The sequence below is a fragment of the Mediterranea sp. ET5 genome (genome assembly GCF_023337025.1).
Taxonomy (GTDB): Bacteria; Bacteroidota; Bacteroidia; order Bacteroidales; family Bacteroidaceae; genus Phocaeicola_A.
This window is the reverse complement of sequence record NZ_JAMBLN010000022.1, coordinates 37,338-58,803: the sequence shown is the minus strand read 5'-3', so window position 1 is coordinate 58,803 and position 21,466 is coordinate 37,338. Positions and strand designations below refer to the sequence as shown.

Annotated in this window: 11 protein-coding genes; 1 reads left to right on the top strand and 10 read right to left on the bottom strand. The window is 52.0% G+C overall.

From position 1 onward, the window contains the following. Positions 1-54 precede the first annotated feature (54 nt). From M3087_RS12330 to M3087_RS12305, 6 genes are all read right to left on the bottom strand, one after another. Entirely contained in the window at positions 55-1,056 is a 1,002-nt protein-coding gene (locus tag M3087_RS12330) for a DUF4249 domain-containing protein (protein ID WP_249096184.1), read from the bottom strand. Positions 1,057-1,059: 3 nt separating this feature from the next. Then, positions 1,060-3,660: a TonB-dependent receptor gene (locus M3087_RS12325; protein WP_249096179.1), complete on the bottom strand. Its 2,601-nt coding sequence runs from the start codon at positions 3,658-3,660 to the stop codon at positions 1,060-1,062. A 3-nt stretch (positions 3,661-3,663) separates the two neighbouring features. Beyond that, positions 3,664-4,488 (bottom strand): FecR family protein, encoded by an 825-nt coding sequence (locus M3087_RS12320; RefSeq protein WP_249096177.1) that lies wholly within the window; start codon positions 4,486-4,488, stop codon positions 3,664-3,666. A gap of 897 nt (positions 4,489-5,385) precedes the next feature. Next, positions 5,386-6,837, bottom strand: coding sequence for a family 43 glycosylhydrolase (locus M3087_RS12315; RefSeq protein WP_249096175.1), 1,452 nt, complete (start codon positions 6,835-6,837; stop codon positions 5,386-5,388). Between the two features lie 87 nt (positions 6,838-6,924). Then, positions 6,925-7,620 carry an acetylxylan esterase gene (locus tag M3087_RS12310; protein ID WP_249096172.1) on the bottom strand — a complete coding sequence of 232 codons (696 nt, stop codon included), beginning with the start codon at positions 7,618-7,620 and terminating at the stop codon, positions 6,925-6,927. Positions 7,621-7,671: 51 nt separating this feature from the next. Next, positions 7,672-8,811 carry an alpha/beta hydrolase-fold protein gene (locus M3087_RS12305; protein ID WP_249096171.1) on the bottom strand — a complete coding sequence of 380 codons (1,140 nt, stop codon included), beginning with the start codon at positions 8,809-8,811 and terminating at the stop codon, positions 7,672-7,674. 275 nt (positions 8,812-9,086) lie between these two features. Between M3087_RS12305 and M3087_RS12300 the strand changes: the two genes are divergently transcribed. After that, complete coding sequence (locus tag M3087_RS12300; RefSeq protein WP_249096166.1) at positions 9,087-12,827, top strand: response regulator; 3,741 nt, start codon at positions 9,087-9,089, stop codon at positions 12,825-12,827. 86 nt (positions 12,828-12,913) lie between these two features. Here the strand turns inward: M3087_RS12300 and M3087_RS12295 are convergent, their stop codons facing one another. From M3087_RS12295 to M3087_RS12280, 4 genes are all read right to left on the bottom strand, one after another. Further along, positions 12,914-14,590, bottom strand: coding sequence for a RagB/SusD family nutrient uptake outer membrane protein (locus tag M3087_RS12295; RefSeq protein ID WP_249096164.1), 1,677 nt, complete (start codon positions 14,588-14,590; stop codon positions 12,914-12,916). 42 nt (positions 14,591-14,632) lie between these two features. Further along, positions 14,633-17,707 (bottom strand): SusC/RagA family TonB-linked outer membrane protein, encoded by a 3,075-nt coding sequence (locus M3087_RS12290; RefSeq protein WP_262918982.1) that lies wholly within the window; start codon positions 17,705-17,707, stop codon positions 14,633-14,635. A gap of 128 nt (positions 17,708-17,835) precedes the next feature. Next, the gene (locus tag M3087_RS12285; protein WP_249096158.1) at positions 17,836-18,840 is read right to left on the bottom strand and encodes a glycoside hydrolase family 43 protein; all 1,005 of its coding nucleotides are present in this window, start codon (positions 18,838-18,840) and stop codon (positions 17,836-17,838) included. A gap of 116 nt (positions 18,841-18,956) precedes the next feature. Continuing rightward, positions 18,957-21,443 carry a glycoside hydrolase family 9 protein gene (locus tag M3087_RS12280; protein WP_249096156.1) on the bottom strand — a complete coding sequence of 829 codons (2,487 nt, stop codon included), beginning with the start codon at positions 21,441-21,443 and terminating at the stop codon, positions 18,957-18,959. Positions 21,444-21,466: the final 23 nt, after the last annotated feature.

The window sequence follows — 21,466 nt, the reverse complement described above, 5'->3', positions numbered from 1 at the left end:
TTTCAGACGCGACGGGACAAAGTGAAACCTCCCTGCAAAGACCTGGCTTCAGGTTCAGGAGGGGTTGTCAAGCCATCCGGTCTCCACAATCCGGCATCCGCCCAACACGCCGAAGCCGCCTTCCACATTGGTATAGAGGTTGCGAAGGGGAGCCAGTCCGGCATGTCCCAGCTCATTGTTCGCATTGTCGTTGAGCGACTTCAGGTAACGGTACATCTCGGGCGAGAGCGTGTAGAGCCGGAGCTTGTAGGTGTGCAGTTGGCTTCTGCGCTCCCCTTCCTCCTCCCAGACTCCATCCGCGGAATAGTAGCCGTTCATGCGCAGGGTGTAGGTCTTGCCCTGCACCAGGCGGTCGTCCCAGATGTAGAGGTTCTGATAGTAGTCGTCATACAGCTCGAAAACCGAGTTCAGTCCAGTGGAACTCTCCATCAGCGGCTCATCGTCCGCCTCCAGGTAGAACGGCGTGATATAGGACTCCTCCACCTCGGAGGCAATGAGAGCGCCGTGCTCGTCGAAGAGCTCCCGCTTGTACTCGGACTTGTGCAGCACATGCACGCCGTAGCAGTCGTCCGTTCCGTCCGGGTCGGCAAACGTGATGCGGAACTGCACCATCCGGTCATCGACACCCGGCTTGACAGCCAGGTCCACCTCCTTCAGGGGGAATGCCGACGGGATGACCGTGTGTGCCTGGATGGGTGGCAGGTCTTCCACCTCAGCAGTGAGGTCGATGGCATCGCCCTCGTGCCACTGCCCGACAACATAGTAACATCCGGCAGGGACCGTCGGCGTGCCCTTCTCACTGCGAAGGACTGGCTGTTCCTCTCCGTTGACGGAAAAGACAATCCGTACGCCTTGCAACGGCTCCGGTTCTGCCCGACGTTTGTGTACGGGGACACTGCGCGAGAGCTGTATCAGCGTCGTGTCCAGTCCGGCACAAGGCATGCAGTAGAGCACCAGCCGCTCGTCCGACCGCACATCGTCGAGGTCGAGCTTGTCGTTGCAGGCTGCCAGCAGGAGGAGCAAGCAGCAGGAAAGGTATGCTTTCAGATTCATCATGCTTCAAAACTTTAAGGTGTAACTGAAGGAAGGGAGGATGGGGAAGACACCCGTGACCTTCCCCTTCAACGTGCCATCGTCACGACGGACTACCCGGGCATAAAGGGCATTCTTGTGGTTGTAGGCGTTGTAGAGACTGACGTTCCAGATGCGCTCGTAGCCGCGCTTGGTGGTCCGGCGGAAATTGAAGCCCAGGTCCAACCGATGGTAGGCAGGCAGGGACACATTGTTCGGGGAGTCAAAGACCCACTCCCAGGTGCCGTCACTGCCTGCACCGGGCACAATGGGTGCCTCCACCAGTTGCGTGGCGACGGTCATGCGGTTGCCGCTGTGGAAGTTCCAGGCGGCATAGCCCTCAATGCGTCGGGTGAACCGGTGGTGCAGGCTCAACGTCAGCTTGTGGCGGTTGTCAAACTTGTCGGGATACCAGCCGGAGAAGAATGCCGGCATCTTCCGCCTGCTCCAAGAGAGGGTGTACGAGGCTGCGGCAGACGTCTGCCCGTCGTCGTAGGTCAGTTCCGTCTCCACCCCGTATGCCTTGCCCTTCCCCGTGCGGACCAGTGACTCCCAGTGGCTCACGGCAGGCGTCAGCTGATTGCCGCCGTCATACTCCACCAGTCGGCTCATCGTCTTATAGTAAGCCTCCACGCTCAACCCGAGATGTCCGGGCAATGCCCTGTACACCCCGGCTGCATACTGTCGCGAACGCATGGGGCGGACCCTGTCGGTGGAAGGCACCCAGTAGTCCGTCGGCAGATTGATGTAGGTGTTCGACAGCTGGTGCATGAACTGGCTCATCTCCGCATAGGAGGCTTTCAGCGTAGTCCGGTCGTCGAGCTGGTAACGGACGGCCACACGCGGCTCCAACGAGTGGAAGGTCTTTCCGCTGACGTGGAACAACGTGTAGTGCAACCCGGCGTTCAGCTTCCAACGGTCGCCCAACCGGATGTCGTCTTCGGCATAGAGTGCGAACTCATGTCCCCGGTAGGACGCCCTGCCCCGCCGTCGGAGTGTATCCACCGCCTCCTCCGTCCCGGCATAATGCCGGTTATCGGTCTGTTGCGGACGGAAGAGGTGGTAGAGGTATGTCGACCCCATCCGCACATGGTGGTCCGTGCCGGGACGGTAGTCCAGCTCGGCATGGTAACCGACGTCGTCGATGGTCGAGCGGCTGCGTTGCTCCTGAAGAGACAGCTGCCAACGGTCTTCGCCCGTCTGCTTGTCATCCTCCAGGAAATAGTAGTTGGAGCGGTTGTGGGCATACAGTCCGCTGACGGAAGCAAAGAGACGGGGCGTCCACCGATACTCCCAGTTGAGCGTCGTCGCCGTGTTGCCCCACTTCATGTTGAACTTCACGTGGTAAAAATCCTTGTCGTAGTCCTGGATGTAACTGTTGTCATGCTGCTTGCTGTCCACCTTGAAGAAGTCGTTGCCCGAATAGAAACTGAGCGAGGCACGACTCCGGTCGGAGAAGATATGCGTCACCTTCGCATTGATGTCGTGGAAGGCATAACGCATGTTGAGCTTGTCAGTCCGCGAACTGTTGTAGGCGGCAAAGAACGGAGCGGTAAGTGCGTCGAGCCATGTGCGCCGCATTGCCACGTTGAACGAGGTCCGGCCCTTCCGTAAAGGACCTTCCAGCTGAAACCGTCCGTCGAGCAGCCCCAGACTGAAGGAGCCGTGCAGCTTCTCCAGGTTGCCGTCGTTGGTACGTACGTCGACCACCGACGACAGACGTCCGCCATAGCGTGCCGGGAAGCCGCTCTTGTAGAAGTCGATGTTCTTCACGATGTCGGTGTTGAAGGCAGAGAACAGACCGCCCAGGTGGTTCACCTGGTAGAGCGGCGTCCCGTCGAGCAGGAAGAGGTTCTCGTCGTTGCCTCCCCCGTGGACATACAGCCCCGAAATCAGTTCCGTGCCGGCAGCCACACCCGACAGTCCCTGCAGGGTCTTCACCACATCCGACGAACTGAGCAGGGCAAAGCCCCGGTTCAGTCCCTGCTGCGTGAGCGACACCTTGCCCGTCTGTGTAGTACTCAGAGGGGAGTTCAGGTCGGCAGTCACCAGCACCTCGTCTAGCCGGTAGTCCGGTGTCAGACGGATGTCCAGCTGACGGTCCTTCGTCAGTGTCAGCTCCAGCGTCCGTTCGCCCAGTCCCACGAAGGAGACACGCAGCCGGTGGGAACCTTCAGGCAGAGTGAGGCTGAAGAAACCGTGCTCGTTCGTCAGGGTACCGCTTCCGGTGGTCTGGTCCCACACGGTGGCGTTGATGATGGTCTCCCCGTTGTCCTGACGGACGTAGCCGCTGAGCGTGTATCTCTCCAACGGCCTCAGCACGATGTACTGACGTTCCGCCACCCACTTCAGTCCGGTGCCCCGTAGCAGTTCGTCCAGTCCCTGTGACAGCGTCATCCCGTCCAGCGGACGCCCCCGATAAGGGACATCGAGCTTCAGCGAAGCATCATAGACCAGGCGGACGGCATGGACACTCTTCAGTCGCTCCAGCTGTTGGCGGACGGTCGTCCCCGTCTGTGCCCATGCAGCCAGCGGCAACAGGCAGGACAGCAGCAGGACCGGGAACGCACGCAGAACGGAAGCCTTCATGTCCTATTCCTTATTTATATGAGTACCCAATGACTGTTCGATCAACGCCACGATGCCGTCCACCCCTTCGTCGGTATCAAACTCCGCCGTGAGCATCTTGCCGGTATCTTCGGACGAGAGACGGACGCCGTAGTAGGCGGACAATTCCCGGAGCACTTCCTCCAGCGGCGTATTCTCATAGACGAACGTTCCGGTCGCCCATGCGGCAGGATTGGGTACATCCGGATGCATCTCCTCCGGCATTCCCGCACCGTCCTTCAGGCTCGCCGCCATCCCCGGATAGAGGAAGATGCCCCCAAACGTCTCTTTGACCGCAAACGCCACCCTGCCCTCGGTGACATAGACGACGGTCTCCCCCTCCCTGCTCATCTCGTCGAACTCGAAGGCGGTGCCCAGCACACGGACGGTCCCGTACCGTCCTGTCACACGGAAGGGACAGGCAGGGTCAGGACTGACACGGAAGTAGGCTTTGCCGCTGACCAGGACACTGCGTTCCCGTCTGCCGAACTTCCCCTTCTGATAGCGGAGCGTGGATTCGGGATAGAGCGTGACCCGGCTGCTGTCCGGCAACACGTAGGTCTCCGTATGATTGGCAGCCGTCAGCTGAGTCCAGGGTTCCACTTTCTCGGCGGTAGAGAACCAACCGTAGAGTCCGTAGACAAAGAGGGCGATGGCAGCCACTCCCAGCACCCACATCAGTAGGGTTCGGTGGAGGGTGTGTCCCTGACGGCGCAATTCGAACTTACGGATGGCGCGACGGGTGTCGAAGGTGCCGGGCTTGTAGTGCCGCAACACGTAGCGCAGTGATTTTTCTTCTGATGATTTCATAGGCATTTCTGTCGATGCCGCGAGCCCCGCTCCCAAGCGACGCTTGCAGCGGTTGAAGGCAACAATCGTGTTTTTGTTGCTAAGACTCCCATCCGGGCAGATACTACTATTCCGTGAGTGTTAAAAAACACAAAGACATGATTGCAGGCGCATGGGGAAGTTCCAGCAGACAGACCATTCCCCTCTCCCACACAGCCTCGTTTATCAAAAAGCAAGCATCTCGCCTCATCTGCTTGACAGATTCGCGCCAAAACATCCTTTACGCTAACGCCTACTTTTGAAGATTTCCTTCAAAGAGCGTTCAACTGCTAAATCTGTTTAACAGAACTCACGGAAAACGCCTTCTATTTTAGAAAACTATACATTTCATTCCCGAAAAACATACAAAACGTGCCCGGAACAATATTGTTTCGCGAGCCAAACAATATAGTTTGCCGCCTCAAACAATATAGTTTCACCACCCAAACACAAATGTTTCGCGCCCGAAAGTCAAATCTTTGGAAAATGGAAGTAAAAAGAAGTGAGTTTCGCTCTCTAGAAGAAGGAGGCTGTCAACAAATCGGAAGGTAATAAAAAGAGGGACATAACAGAGTGACGAGCAGTAAAAGGATGCAATCATCCCCTTTCAGCCCTCCCCTATGCAACCGAAAGAAGTCATTTGCCGTCAATCCGTATTTTGCGAATCCTCCGAGAAGGGCCTCGAAATCCACGAAACCGTATTTGGGTGCAACGAAAGGGTGTGTAGAGAGGTTCGTTTGACAATGTGTCAGGATGGATAGGAAATGATGAAGCCACAAGGAAGAATGGGCATCCATGCTTCTTTGTGACTTCATGGCTTTTAGGTCATCCGGTGATGAAAGAGGAGTCTTGCAGCATCAACACGCATGTTCACTAGCCTCAATGGTCTCGAAAATTCCACTTGGAATTATCGCTGTTCTTGTCAAATTTGCCCAGTGAAGGCGTACTGTCGCCGATGGATACCAGCACCAGTTCCTCATCCGTCCCAGGAACCTTCTTGGGCAGGATGCGGTAAGTGCCGTCCGTGAGTTGCTCGATTCTCCACAACTGCTCGGGAGCACCTGTAAACTCAGGGACTGTCGACACCTCGGCATCAGCCGTAGCTGTCAAAGCCCGGTTCGTGCCTTCTATGACAATTTTATAATAAGGCGCCCCCAAGTACCCACCAGCATCAGGCACGGCAGTGATTGTCCACCGTTGATGCGGGCGGAACATATAGTCGCCGATCCGGACATCAATGTTACCTTTGGGCCATGTACCGATGACATCTTCCAAGGTCTGCGACTTCAACGGTTGAAGAGGTTCGTCGCTTTTCTCCCAAAAACGATGCATACCACCTTCCATCCGCACAAAGTCCACGCAGAGTTCCAGGGCATATCCCCTCCGTTCGGATTCGATTTCATAAGTACCTTCCTTGAAGACTTCACCGGCAACGGGCCAGTCATTCTTCCAGAGAAGTGGACGGACAGCAAGTACGCTGCGTCCACCTCGGTCAAAATCAGCTTCAAAATGGCACGACATCTTTTCGACACCTTCCTCCTCGATGTAGCGTCCGAAATGTCCGGCACCGGTCTGACGGTTTCCGGCTCCGATCACCATCCTTCCGCCTCCCTCCAACATGTCTCTGCCCATATTGTCCAGGTAGGGACCTGTCACCTTGCGCGAACGTCCGACCACGATATTATAGGTCGAATTGGGACCGTCACAGCAAGTGCCGTGGGTACCCAGCAGGTAGTACCAGCCATTCCGGAAAATCAAGTCGGTTGCCTCACAGCCAATCGCAATGTTGATCGGTTCATTCCCTTCCTTCCGTTTTCCTGTGGCTGGATCAAGTTCCACCAGACGGATAAAGCCGAAATAGGTACCATAGGACAACCACAGACGGCCGTCAGTCGGGTCCAACAGCAGACCGGGGTCGATGGCGTCACAGTCTTCATCGTCCTCTGACGAAGCTACGGCAATGGCTTCCGTATACTTGAAATCAGGAGAAGTGGGGTCCAACGTCTTGTTCCACATTGTCAAGACCGTACCACGGTGACTGCCTCCGAGCCCTCCTCCGGTCGCACTGTAAGCAATCAGATAGCGGTCGCCGATTTTCACGACATCGGGAGCTGCACCCCTGCCGGGTCTCACTCCGCCATCATGCCATGTCCAGCCATCTTCTGAAATCAGTCCGCCTCCTCCGGTGCCGAATGTGTAATATTTTCCCTCACATTTCATGATGGTGGAGGGGTCGTGGATATAGGGTTCTCCAATTTGTGCAGCAGCTGTTCCCGGCATCAGCAAAACGAACAAGACAGCAGCTACCCGACAGAAAGTTTTTGTTTTCATGATTTATGCACTGACTTTAGTTTTAAACACTTTCCGGTTGACAAGGGCACAGCATCCTGTCGGTCCGACGCCTTGTCAACCAGCCGATTACTGTTTGATGGTCACGTTTCTGACCGGCACTTCCTGTTCATCGAGGAAGCGTACGCAGAAATCACTCATCCCCGGACCGTTGATGACTGCTCCGCGCAGGATATTCTTCCCCTTTTTCAGGGTCAGACGTTTTGACAGGCAATCGTCCTTCACCATCCGACGGTCTCCCGAGAGCATGACGGCTTCTTCCCCATTCAGCCACCACATGGAAGCCGAGTTGGAGCCGACGGACAGCCTCACATTCGGGATATCTTCCGGACTGTCGATGACAGTCACTGCCCAAAAGAGTACCCCGTAGACCTGTTTATGAAGCTTGGATGCAAAGCGAAACAGTTTCACATTGAACAGGTTGCTTTCCAAGGCATGCCAGGTCAGCTTCTGTTTGCCGACAGTCACGTGGTCGCCGTCCTCAGGTAATACGGTAAATTGTCCAGGAAAATATTCGGTAGTAAAAGCCTCGCGAATGTAACTGTCCGTAAACACCGTGTTGCTCCGGTTGGGCTTGTCAATAGGCTCCAACAACAGCCAGCGGCGTATGAACCCGTCATCATCCGGATGCATGACCTCTGAAGTTGCCGGTGAGAAATAAGGAGCCAAAGGAAAATCGGTCTCTTTGTCTTGTGCAGGAACAGGTATGTTCAAGCCGACACCCAGGCAAAGAGCCAACAGGATTTTGCAATAGAAATTGTTCATAAGCATAGGATGTGTTTCAAGGTGACACGTTGAGTATCAGAAAAACTTCAATCAGCGAAAGAGAAGTTGGACAAAGTGATACAGGCTTTCCCTCCATACGGGCCAAGTGTGACCGCCCGGCGTTTCAAAGTAGGTGTACCTGATGCCTATCCCGTCAAAACGCTTCATCATAATCTGACAATTGTTGTATGCAATGTCTTCCTTACCGCCCATGGATATCCAGAATTGCTTCCATCCTGCATTGTACTCGTCCTTGTGGTCTTGCAGCATCCTGTAATACTTCTCGCTGTCCTCGCCTCCCCCGAAAGGAGTCCGGTTCGCCCACCATCCCGAGCTGAATACACCCAGATAGGCAAAACAATCCAAGTGGGGAATGCCTACATTCAAGGTCTGGATGCCTCCCATGGAGAGTCCTGCCAGGGCACGGTTGTCACGGTCGGTCTTTACACGGAAGTTCTTCTCTACAAACGGAATGCAATCCTTGAGCAGCTCGCTTTCAAAATCAGACGTATTGCCATCCGTCATCACCACAATCATTGGTGTCGCCTTTCCCTGCGCAATGAGGTTGTCCATAATGATATCAGTACGTCCCTGATTCGCCCAACCGCGTTCGTCTTCCCCACCGCCATGTTGCAGGTACAGCACGGGATAGGTTTGCTCCGAGGTGTCATATCCGGGCGGACAATAGACAAACAGACGTCTCCAGGCATTGGACGTCTTTGAGAAATACCGCTTCATGCGAATGTCTCCGTGAGGGACGTCTGCCAGATAAAACCGTACATCTCCATCGGGATAAGGGATTTCCACCCCACTGGTCATCATGCTGCATCCATAAAACGATTCACTGGCAGGGTCGGCAACGGCAACTCCGTCAATGAGGAGAAAGTAATAGTGAAAGCCCGGTGTGAGTGAATCGGTGGTACATCTCCATTCGCCGTCGTCGTTGCGAACGAGGTCATATTTGCGCCCCAAATCAATCTGCACCTTTCGGGCATCCGGAGCCTTTATCCTAAACTCCATGCGGTTGCCGAGCAACAGTCGCGGCCACATCGCATTGCGTACATTGAGTTCGCCACGTTTACCGGGCAACACTAAACGGTCATCCACCCTGACCGACGAATGACCGGATTGTGCCTGCAACACACCTGAACATGCTACGGCAAGTAACATCAAAGTGAGGATTCGTTTCATAAAGCTATCTGTTTTTGAATTATTAACTTGCACAAAGATACGGACCTCCCGGACTTTTCCCTTGTACTTTTGGACACATTCCTTACACTTTTAAATATTTAGTGTACGAAAGGACAAGTTATATTTATATCTTTGTACAGTTTAGAATTAAACGAGCGAGCGTATGCGCAATTTAATTTAATCATATGAAAGAATGCTTCGTACTCCTACTGTCCCTATTCTTGTTTTTGCCCTGCCGTGCAGTGCAGGATTTCACATTCACCAATCTCAACGATATGTATGGCATCTCCATGCGGGAGATAACCGCTGTCGTCCGTGACCAAGACGGATTTATCTGGGCAGCTTCGCATACAGGTATCTTGCGTGTTGCCGGAGACGACCACCGGCACTACGACCTTCCACTTGCTACGACCGACGTCATGCAAGTCAAGCTGGCTTGCCGAGGAAGCCTATTGGTCGCCACCACACAGAACGGACAGGTATACCGCTATAACCGTATCCGGAATAAATTCGAGCAATGGTTTACCCTTTCTTCCGTGCTGGGAAATGATAACTGGGTGACCAACGTCCTGATAGATGCCGAGCAGAAGGTGTGGATAAGCACCAACACCGGCATTTACCTGTGGACGGGAAAAGAAGTGCGCCTCGCAGGAACCGACAAGACAGGCTTTTCCAACATGATCTCATTGGATAACGGTCAGATACTGGCTTTTGTGGAATCGTCCGTCTATCGCGTCGACACAAAGACACGCACATTCACTCAACTCAACGGTCATCTTCCCCGGCTGATATCATCCACCCGGTACGATGCACGGAAACGTCGCGTCTGGATTGGTACGTACAACGCCGGGCTATGGCAGTATGAACTCACCGGACAAAGAACCCGACAAGTCAATGTTCCGCAACTCCCGAAGCTTGTTGTCAGAGACATACTCCTGACGGATACAGCTTCTGTCTGGGTGGGTATTGACGGCGGGGGTATCTGGATACTCGATGCTGGGACCGAGCGGGTCCGGCAAGTGATTAGCGACAATCCGGACAATCCGTCCTCCCTGCGCGGCAACAGCGTCTATTCCTTGCTCGAAGATGAACGCCACCGGATTTGGGTTGCTACCAACAGCGGAGGACTGCAATACACGGAAGCACCCGATACTGAAGTGGAACATCTGGTACATGGCATCAACAATCCGCAATCCTTACCTAATAACGAAGTCAACCACCTGGAGACTGACAGCCGGGGAAATCTCTGGATAGCAACCAGCGACGGCATCAGCCTGTATGATACCCATACCCGACAATGGAAACGACTGCATGGAGGAAGTCAGGAGATCTTTCTATCCCTGACATCGGACAAGAAAGGACACCTCTATGCCGGGACCTACGGCAAGGGAGTCTACGTTTTCGACGAAGCATCAGGGCGTGAATCGCACCATTACACAGAGCGGGATGGAGACCTCTTCGGAGTCGGAGGCTTTGTATTCGCCACTTACCTGGACAGCGAGGGTGACGTCTGGTTTGGCGGTGTCAAAGGCAAGGTTTACTGCCGCCGTTCAACCGATGGGAAAATGCGTGCCTATGATTCACAGCCGGTCTACTGCCTGAGCGAGTTGTCACCCGGACAGATTCTGCTGGGATGTGCTTACGGTCTGTTGCTGCTGGACAAGAAGACCGGAAGATTTGACATGCTCCTCTCCGGATGTACCATACACGACATTGCCGTGTCCGGACGTATGATATGGGTCTGCACTTCCGGCGACGGCGTGATTGGGTTGGACATGAACACAGCCGGCCAGACACGCATCACGACACAGCAGGGCTTGCCCAGCAACTATACGAAAAGCATCTCTCTGGTAGGCGACGACCTGTGGATTGGGACTGACAAAGGCTTGTGCTGTTACCATTCTTCCGACAAGCGAATACGGATATTCGGCTCCCGGCAACAACTCGCAAACGCCGCCTTCAGCATCAACGCGACTTGTAACCTGCCTGACGGGAGACTGGCGTTCGGAAGCAATAACGGCATATTCATCTTCCACCCTGAAGTACTGGACAACAGCCGTGCTGCAGGACGAATCTATTTCTCAGACATACGGGTCTCCGGACGTTCCATCCGGGAAATGGAAGATTTTAGGCTGGCTGTACCCATCGACAGCCTCTCCACCCTCCATTTGGGCTATCCGCAGACATCCTTTACCCTATCGGTCCTTCCACTGGGGAATCTCAGCAAATCCGCAGCTCTATCCTGGAAGTTAGTGGGGCAGGATGACACTTGGAGCACCTATACGACCAACCGCTACATCAACTACACCAACTTGCCTGCCGGTCATTACACACTCAGCATCCGACTGTATGACGGCAGCCTGTTGTCAGAACGTCAGCTTTCCATCATCGTAGACCCGCCCTTCTGGCAAACCGCTTGGTTCAGGTTAGCAGTAGCGGCAGTCATCATCGCCATCCTGGTGTTTGGTATACGTTATTATCTACAATTGTTACACCGTCGTTACTCCGATGAGAAGATACGTTTCTTTACACGAATGTCGCATGACATCCGCACCTCATTGATGCTCATCAAGGCACCGATAGAAGAACTGCTCAAGGAGAAAAATCTCTCGACATGGGGAACCGAATGCCTGAAAATGGCTTCGGAGCAGAGCTCCCGACTATCCGACACGGCGACTCAGCTGCTGGATTTTGAGAAGCTGGACCTGGGAGAAGAACAACCGTCATTTACGGACCTGGAACTCGTCGGTCTAATCAAGCGGCGAGTCGGCATCCATGCATCGTATGCCGCCGGGCAACAAATCAGTATTTCGGTCGACTGCATACCGGAAGCCTATTGGGTACAAGCCGATACGCGAATGCTTGAAAGCGTACTGGATAATCTGCTGTCCAATGCCGTAAAATACTCCCCTTCCGGTGGAAGCATTGAAGTTTCTTTCATCGGAAAAGCCTCCGAATGGACCTTACGTGTCAAGGACCATGGCATGGGTATCAGCAAAACAGGGCAACACAAGCTGTTCCAGGAATTTTACAGGAGTGACAATGCGGTCAATTCCCGAATCATAGGGTCGGGAATCGGTCTGTTGATGACCCAGAAGTATCTGCGCATCCATGACGGGAAGATACATGTAACAAGTGAATTGGGCATAGGGACGGCTTTTGACATAACCGTGCCCTTGCGCCCCGCATCTAAGGCTGCAGGACTCCTCATATCGGAGAAAGTCGAGCCTGCAGCAACTGAAGGTGCAGAAGCTCATGACATGACTGTCCTCATCGTGGAAGACAACCAGACCCTGTGTGAATTCATGCGAGGAGCCCTGCAAGCACAATTCCGCGTCGCCACAGCCTATGACGGACAACAGGCTTGGGAAATGATGACAGACTTGCAACCTGACCTTGTGGTATCCGACATTGCCATGCCACGTATGGATGGTTTTGAACTGTGCCGCAATATCAAATCAACCTATGAGACTTCCCACATCCCCGTCATCCTGCTGACAGCTCTTTCCGACAAGACGAACCAACTCCATGGACTGGGACTGGGTGCGGACAACTACCTGGTAAAGCCGTTTGATATGGAACTATTGGTCAGCCGCATCACCTCCATCATCCGTAACCGACGTACCGTTCTTCAAAAGGCTATCGAAACCAAACACGACGATGTACGCTCAATCGTGACCAACCGCATAAACGATGAATTTATCAAGAAAGCTGTAGAATGTGTACGTGCCAACATTGCCAACGAGAAATTCAGCAAAGAAGATTTTGCTTCCGCTCTCGCCATGAGCCAGTCCTTGCTTTACAAGAAAATAAAGGCTTTGACCAACCTGTCAGTCGTGGAATTTATCCGTTCCATCCGGTTGAATTACGCGTTGGAGAAACTCCGTTCGGGGGAATACAATGTAACAGAAGTGAGTGAAATGTGCGGATTCAGCACATCCGCCTATTTCAGTAAGGTTTTCAAGGAATATTTTGGCAAGACGCCTACAGAGATGATACAAAATCCAGACTTATAAGACAAGGAGGGTGCATCGTAATTGACACACCCTCCAGACATTTGTGTTTGGCAATTCAAACACTTGTGCTCCATCCATTCTACAACTTATTTATCTCCTCCACTCGGGTTCTGTTTCAGATTGATATTCACGGAGGTGGCATCATAGGGGAAGGCGAAATATTCATGCTTTCCCTTCACAAATCCGGTCGGACCATTGTTAGGGTTGGAATATTCCACATAGATGCGGTGCTTTGCTTCTCCCTTTGTGAAAAAGGCATCGTAAGTTGTCGGTATGTTCTTCCCGTTATCTTTGACGTTCTCCGTATCTCCCCAGCGCACCATGTCCGGGAAGCGAACTCCTTCCAGCCACATTTCGAAACCTTTCTCATTCTTAACTTCCTCCAAGGTGAGTCTCTCAGAGATGTGTTTTGAACCGGCACGCCGCTGGATATCCTGAAGACATTGCAGTCCGAGCCCGTCCACATCATCCGTCTGTGCACAAGCCTCAGCATACATCAAAAGGACTTCGGCATAACGGAATATCGTGAGATTCTTGAATCCCCAACTGCCTTTCACGTTATCCTCCTTCCAAGCAATGAACTTCTTCCCGAAATATCCTCCAAATCCATAAAGCCCGGTCTTGTTCTTGATTCCAATCTGATCGGATGTCTCCAGCTGCTCCCGGGTCATCCCCTTGCCTTTAGTCCCGTTCCACTCCATTTCATAGAGGAACTCGTCACCGGTCAGGAACGTCGCCTTACGACGGGGAGAATCACCATCGTTGGCCAGCATGCGTTTGGCAAAGTCCGCACGGATAGCATGACCGCCCCAACCATCAGCCCCGATAAAGGAAGGCATGGAAGCCAGTTTGTCTGTCCTCCAGTTCCAGAACTGAATGAACATCCATCCTGTACGCTGGATATAGTTGCTCCATTCCCCGATATTGGGATTCTCCACTACGTTTGCCTGGAAAATCATTTCCTCACAGAGGTCACCTGACGTATGGAAGAGATTTGCCCAACGCTCAGTCGGAACCAATTCATACTTTTTAGAATCAATCACCTGCCTGAGGTCTTTCCTGGCACCGGCATAATCGCCCATAAAGAGGCGGGCTTTCCCTGCAAGTGTGAGAGCAAACCCCTTGGTGACCTTGGAAGCGCCTACCTTGTCAGCAGGACTGGTGCGTTCATCCAGGTCACTCACCGCAGCTTCGGCTTCCGATGCACACCATTCGAGGAGTTTGTCATGCCCGCCTTCATAGTTCGCCGGTTTGGCATCTCCCGGAAGGATATGGTCCACCAAAGGAGGGCAATTCCATCCGATAGTCAGCATAAAGTGTGCCCAAGCACGGAGTGCACGCGCTTCTGCGCATACACGTTTCTTGACATTCGTTTCAGGTTCTACGTTATCAAGAATGAGATTGGTATCATAAATGACACCGTACAGTCCCCAATAGGCATTTTTAATCACTTCGTTCTGCGAGTCATAACGGAACTCATTCAGTTGTGCGCCAAAATCATTGTCACCGTATTGACTGCCTGCCGCCAACATGTCGTCTCCCGGTTCATTGAAGAGCACCGGGAGTGCAATATAGATGCCTTCATTGCCTGCTATGTTCAGACAGAAGGACTGATAAAGATTGTTGAGCGCATTCTGCGCATCATCGTCCGTACGGTAGAAATTCTCAAATGGAATGACACCCTTCTGCTCGATGTCAAGGCGATCCTCGCAAGCACCGAAAAGGAAAGCGGCACCCAAGAGTGAATATAGAATCTTTTTCATAATGAACATACTTTTGAGGTTTTCAAGTAATACGTTGCTCGACTAGAATGAGAGGCTTGCACCAAAGGTACATTTCTTCATCGTGGGATAGGAACCGATGTCGAAACCAGCCCCTCCATTCCGGCTGGTCGTTGCCGTTTCAGGGTCCATACCCGGATAATCGGAGAATGTAAAGAAGTCATCCAACGACACAAAGAGGCGAAGGTTCTTGACGGCCACTTTCTGTGTCAGTTTCTTCGGCAAAGTGTAGCCTAACTGAAGTTGCTTGATTTTGAAGTAGGCACCGCTGAACATGGAGGCACTTGAACCCCAGAAATTGAGATCGGTTGCCACTTGACGCGGGTCCGGCATGGAGGCTCCCCGATTCTCCGGAGTCCAGGCATTGTCCATATAATATCTCAGGGAGTTACGTAACGGACTGTCTGCACGGTAGAGTATGTTGAAAATCTTATTGCCTGCCACACCGGTTCCAAATGCCGTAAAATCGAAACCTTTATATTCGAGATTGATGGTAATGCCATAAGTGAACTTCGGAATGGAACTGCCGATATCCGTCATATCCTCGTCGGTCAACTCTGAGGAATTCACGATTTCACCTTCATGATTACGGAATCGGGGAGCACCGGTCTCACTATCAACCCCTACATAGTCGAATGCACGGAAATACCAGATGGAGTGCCCCTCCTCAAATGCAGTATGCACTTTGTTGTTTGTTCCGTCCACTCCACCTTTGCTGGCTGTGATGCGCGGAAGGTCATCATACAGATAGGTCACTTCGTTCTTCAAGGTCGAGAAATTCGCATTTACACGGTAGGTAAGGTCACCGATATGGTCTCTCCAACCAGCTTCAAATTCAAAACCCTTGTTGTTCACTTCACCGGCATTCACCGTAGTCTGGTTGGTATACACCTCAGGCACCGGATTGATGTTGATCAGCAGGTCTTTGGTGTTTTTGTTATAGTAGTCCAGACTGACTGTCAGGCGGTCATTCAGGAAACGCATGTCAAGACCAAGGTCCAGCTGCTCGGATTTCTCCCATTTGAGATTCGGATTGGCAAGTCCGGAAGGATAAGAACCATAATATTGTTCAGGACTGTCTCCATACTGATACCAGGCTGCATTGTAGCTGATAGGTGCAGTATAGGGGTAGTTATTAAGCACATTCACATTACCGTTAATACCCCAGGAAGCACGAAACTTCATGAATGAGAGGATGTCTCGGCTCACATTTTCCGCGATAAACTTCTCATTGCTGATGTTCCAGCCTACGGCTACAGAAGGGAACTTTCCCCAACGTCTGTCCGCTGGGAGCTTGGATGTATCAAAGGCATCGGCACGGTAATTGAACTGCAGACTATAACGATTGTCAAACGTGTAAAGCAGACGACCGAAGTAAGAAAGACTGGTCGAAATACCTGGAAGGTTACCAATACTTTTTGTTGTGGTTGAGGCTGAATTTACGTAGTCGAGGTATTTGAAGTTGTCAGCATCGCCGGAGAGAATCTTATTGCCACCCGTTCCTGTAGCCGAAGCCGATACATTGTCCGAACGGAACTCTGTATAGGACATACCGAGCATCGCACCCACATTGTGCTTGTCAAACAAGGTCTTGTTGAAATTCACGAAGTTCTCCCACTGGTAGTAGTGGTTGTTGTTGGCGTTGGCAGATATGGAGTAGTCATCCGCTTTGGCCTGACCGTTCATGTAGTAGGGCTCAGAATACTCATGGCTATTGTTTTGTGAGATACGGTAAGAAAAACGCGACGTCATAATGAGGCCGTCCAGCGGGGTCAAGTCCAGGAAAGCCGTCCCGCGGATAGCGAAGCCCGAATTCTTCTGATTCCGTCGGTCACGTTGGAGCAGCGGATTCCCGTTATCATCCATTTGGAATTTGGATGTCGCATAGAATTTGCCATTCGGAGCCACAAGAATCTTCTCAGGATTCGTAGCATAGACTTCTTTCATTCCGGTGGTGAAATCATCGGTACTATCCCAATAGACAGGAGTCAACGGATCGAGCAAGAGCGCCGGTGCAAGCATGGAACCATAAGCACTTTGGTGAGTAATGTTACGGGTCGCCCACCGTTCAATCGAGGTATTGGTACCTACCCTGATCCACTTGTAGAGCTTATAGTCCGCATTGAGCTGTGCAGAAAGACGGCTATACGTATCCTTCTTTCCACGTACGATACCATCATTGTCAATGTAGTTCACCGACGTGAAAAAATGCCCTTTATCGTTGCCATCCTGAAAAGTCACAGCATGCTGAGTCGCCCAGCTCGTACCGAACACTTCCTTGATCCAGTTCGTTTCCAACGGGTTGTCGTAGTCCACACCATTAGCCTCACACATCGTCTTCATATCATAGCCGGACATCTCTTTGTATCGAATCCAGTCTTTCGCGCCAAAAAGCTCCGGAGTCTTGCCCAAACGCTGGTTAATCGCCTTAAAAGAATAGGTAATCTTAGGCCTGCCATTGGCGCCACTACCTGTCTTTGTCGTAATCAGAACGACACCATTACCTGCCTGTGCACCATAGATTGCTGCAGATGCCGCATCCTTAAGGACTTCGATGGACTCAATCATGGACGGGTCAAGATATTGGATATTATCCACCTTCAAACCATCCACAATCAACAGAGGCCCCAGCTGGTCAGAGTTGGACGAATAACCGCGGATACGGATCTTCGCACCTTCGCCGGGAGCACCGGATGTGTTCAGAATCTGAATACCCGCAGCTTTTCCTTGAAGGGCAGCACCGGCATCAACGGTCGATAAATTCTTGATGTCATCGCCGTTGACCGAGGCGACCGAACCTGTGAGGTCACTCTTACGCTGTACACCGTAACCTACAACAACAACTTCATCGAGCGTCTTCAGATCCTCCTGCATACGGATATCTATTTTCTCACGCCCGTTCACTTTGATTGTCTGCGTCTTGAAACCGACAAAAGATACGGTAAGGGTTGCGTTGCTATTCTGCACCCGGATAGTGTAGTTACCATCCAGATCGGTGATGCAACTGTTGGTCGTTCCTTCTTCACGAATTGCAACACCAATCATTGGCTCAGAATCGTTAGCTGAGACAACTGTACCCTTAACTTGGATTTGTGCCATTGCCGTTGTGCAACAGAAAATCACAAACACCAGTAACAACTGAATTCTTGATTTCATAAGCATGAATGGGTAGTTTAAGTTAAATGAATATCATAAGTCGAGCTTGCAAAAGCTACATTATCATGGAATTACTCCGAGACTCCCTGTTTGGTCTGTACGACTGTCTGCATCGTCCCATCCGGATTATAATGCAGTTCGTCCACACATACACTACGCCGTCCGATGGCTCCGGGATGTCCATCCAGCGTCAACGTTGCATTGTGATAGAACAAGTACCATTTCCCCTGAAATTCAATGATTCCCGGATGAATGGTGAAGCTGTTTTCCGCCATACCCGTCAGTTCGCCTCGCGGTGTCCATGGACCTTCCATGCTGGGAGCAGTGGCATACGAGATGGCTTCCCGTCCTTCTCCTAGGGATGCATACGTCAGGTAATACAAGTCACCATGTTTATGCAGCCAGGGACCTTCCACATAACGCGGCAGATCGACGACCTGAATATCACCATCTATCTCAATGAGGTTCGGCTTCAGCTTAGCCAGGAAGCAGGTTCCGTTTCCCCAGCACAGCCAGGCTTGTCCGTTGTCGTCAATCAGGACGGTAGGGTCTATGTCGTTCCACCAGCCACGCGGACCATTGGACGTCATGTCATCGGAAACAAGAGGCTTGCCGATGGCATCCGTGAAAGGACCAAGCGGTGTATCGCCGACAGCCACTCCAACAGCTTTTCCGGTATAAGGTTCACCAGCCTGTACCGTCGTGTAGTAATAGAACTTGCCGTTGTGCTCTATCACTTGGGATGCCCAGGCCTCTCCTACTCCCCATTTAAAATCCGTAGGTTTCAGAACAACACCGTGGTCAGTCCAGGTCTGCATGTCTTTCGTTGAATAGCAGAGCCATTCGGTGATATTGAATTCTTTCCCGCCGTGAGCCGTGTCCTGACCTTCATAATACTCATCGTGTCCCACATAAAGATACAGAGTACCGTCATGCACCAAGGGAGCCGGGTCTGCCGTAAACTTGTCTTTGATAAGCGGATTGCCGGTATTTCGGAAAGTGGGCAATTGCGGACGTTGTGCACATCCTGCCAACAAGACAAGGGCACTGAGAATAAAAAGCAATTTCTGTTTCATCATGGTATGTTTTTAATGCTTGAATGCGAATGCAATATTACACGCTCAACACACTTTCAAGCTTCTATTTTCAGGTATTTCATTTATAAAATCAGATATATGAAAGCAAATCACCCTCATTTCAGCAGCCGATCTACCGCATTTACCAAATAGATGTACTCGGGCGCCAGAGAGATGACATACTCATTCTCACTCCAATGGAACTGATAATCGTCGCGATTCTCCGGGAAATCCGGCTTCAGGAGGCGAACACCCGGCACAATGCCACCGGGAATAAAGGAATGGTCAGCCCGGTTATTGCCATAACCTATCTTCTTGGGTTGTGCCCCTACTCCTGACACGAAGGAACGGTTATGGTAGGGATGGCAACCATAGATATAGTTCAAATTGCGGAATATTAACTCAGGATTAACCATTTCAGGGAAAATCTTATGTATCTGGTAATTGGTGATACCCGTACGAAGTATCATGCCATTACCTGCCCAGTTACTCAAACTGATGCTGATGCCAAAAGGATTCCGAGTGTCCAATTTCTCCAGTTGTGCCACGTAGGCTTCAAGTTGCGGCTTTACCTGCTGCCTGAAGACATCCTCCATGAATGGCAGTATGCGAACGATGAACGACAAGTTCCAATTGAACTGGCTGGTCACTTCCGGAAGCAGTTCATCCATACGTGTCTTGTAGACTTTGTCACCAGTCGTACGCCAAAGTTCAAAAGCTGCACGGCTCTCGTGCACAACCGAGCGACGGAACTGGTTGAAAGGAGGGGTCGATACCTCCTCTGTCTCCGGCTCACGGCTGTGTTCATCCTTCCAGATAAATTCAGCGGTACGTAACGCATCTCTGGCAAGCTCAGGATTAATGTCGGGCAACACCCGTGCAGCAGCGGCAAGCGCTGTGGCAGTACCGTAATTGAGGGCAGCTGTACGGTTAGTGAATGCCATGCGGTCGTCCTCATTACCGGCTATACCGTCGGTTTTGGTAACCGCATCCCCCAAATGCCGGTATTGGTAAAGGTGTGACTCATTGATGCCGGGGATGGCATACCCCACAGCATGGACTTGCGCCACAAGCTGCAAGGTACCATGTTCGATTTGTTGCAGGATGTCTGGTTTGCCGTCAGGCAGATGCATTTCGGTATAACGTGATTCTTGGCTGACAGTCGTTTCATCGTGGGCGAGGGCAAACTCTTCCCAGGTATCTACCAGTGATTGTACGGTCTGCTGCTGCGAGGGAGTCTGTATGTCAAAGTCGCCCGCGTCGAACCAGCCACCCACATTCAGTCCCGGAATGTGCTGTCCGGGTTTGAACTTGTTGTCTGTCGAGGGTCCCTGTCGCCAACCGTCCCAATGCGCATAGTTGACCGGAGCCTGACGGGCATCGTCAAGGTGTGCTGCACCATGCCATACGTGGTAAGCCTCCCGAACAAACATGTGGTCCATCTGTACCGGCATGAAGACATCCAACGTCGGATACCAGGCACGCCGATACACATCCGTGCCAATCGGGAACGGACCACTCAGCTGCTCACCGTAAGCAATCTGATAGATACCAGGCTCCTTCACTTGCGAAAAGTCGAACTGCAGGTAGTTATAGCGAGTATACATACCCCATACAGCAGGTTTACCCGACAAGGCAACCGTCAGAGAGCCATCAGAACCAACCCGGTAAAGGGTTACATCTGAAAGCGGCTTGTCGTTCTTGTCCAATTCGATTACGGCGATTTTCTGCTGTGCCGGATGATAGCCTACCTGCGAATAGCTGATGACAGGCGTACGCAACCAATGGATGTCGGTTTCGGCCTGTATGAACCATTCAGCTATTTTCCCGGTTCTATCAGCTGGCAGCAAGGTACGCACGACGAAGGTGCCATTCTGCTGCTTGTTGCGTCCGTCAAAAAGCATCAGCTTGCTATCTTTCTGTGTGGTGCGGATGGAGACATGCCTTCGGGGATCATCCGGGGCAATCTCAACTTCAGTTCCAACAGCCATCGGAGTCGGTTCGACCGTACCGTCGATAACAGTCATGTTGTCGGCAGCAGAAGTCGGGAATAGACCGGGCTTGCCGTCCATCAGGTAGGAATGCTCGACGAATAAGGGCGGGAAGAACTCCAGATTGAGTCCTGCCACTCCCACCAATGAATCGGGGAGCGCCTTGTCCGTTGAAATACTGAGATAGAACCCTCCGTCGCGAGCCTCCCCACTCAAGGTATAAGCAAATGCATATTGCGGATATTCCAGCTCAACCTGGATGCGTTTGGCTGTCTTGTCTACCGTACGACGGATGAATCTAGGCAACTTGTCCCATTGTCCCGGTGTCGGCTTGAGACGGACATCTCCGTTGGTTGCTATTCGAATTCCGTGCTGGATGATTTCCACGGCACTCACCTTGGAGTCATCGAACATGTCATCGTAATTATTGCTGAAGACGAAATAGTTCAATCCACGGGTCTCGAAATAACTGGAATCATTGAGGACCAAGTCATTGGTTTGTGTAAAAGACGGGGACCTGTCCTGTCCGCAAGCATGAAGCATCAGCATACTGACCAAGGTCAGGACGGACTTGCGGCAAAAGGATGCGAAGTGTAAAAGGTATGTGTTCATAGGGTAATGGTATTAGTGTGCAT

Coding starts and splice junctions, on each gene's coding strand:
- M3087_RS12330 (WP_249096184.1), bottom strand. CDS start 1,056: ATGATGAATCTGAAAGCATACCTTTCCTGCTGCTTGCTCCTCCTGCTG.
- M3087_RS12325 (WP_249096179.1), bottom strand. CDS start 3,660: ATGAAGGCTTCCGTTCTGCGTGCGTTCCCGGTCCTGCTGCTGTCCTGC.
- M3087_RS12320 (WP_249096177.1), bottom strand. CDS start 4,488: ATGAAATCATCAGAAGAAAAATCACTGCGCTACGTGTTGCGGCACTAC.
- M3087_RS12315 (WP_249096175.1), bottom strand. CDS start 6,837: ATGAAAACAAAAACTTTCTGTCGGGTAGCTGCTGTCTTGTTCGTTTTG.
- M3087_RS12310 (WP_249096172.1), bottom strand. CDS start 7,620: ATGAACAATTTCTATTGCAAAATCCTGTTGGCTCTTTGCCTGGGTGTC.
- M3087_RS12305 (WP_249096171.1), bottom strand. CDS start 8,811: ATGAAACGAATCCTCACTTTGATGTTACTTGCCGTAGCATGTTCAGGT.
- M3087_RS12300 (WP_249096166.1), top strand. CDS start 9,087: ATGTATGGCATCTCCATGCGGGAGATAACCGCTGTCGTCCGTGACCAA.
- M3087_RS12295 (WP_249096164.1), bottom strand. CDS start 14,590: ATGAAAAAGATTCTATATTCACTCTTGGGTGCCGCTTTCCTTTTCGGT.
- M3087_RS12290 (WP_262918982.1), bottom strand. CDS start 17,707: ATGGCACAAATCCAAGTTAAGGGTACAGTTGTCTCAGCTAACGATTCT.
- M3087_RS12285 (WP_249096158.1), bottom strand. CDS start 18,840: ATGAAACAGAAATTGCTTTTTATTCTCAGTGCCCTTGTCTTGTTGGCA.
- M3087_RS12280 (WP_249096156.1), bottom strand. CDS start 21,443: ATGAACACATACCTTTTACACTTCGCATCCTTTTGCCGCAAGTCCGTC.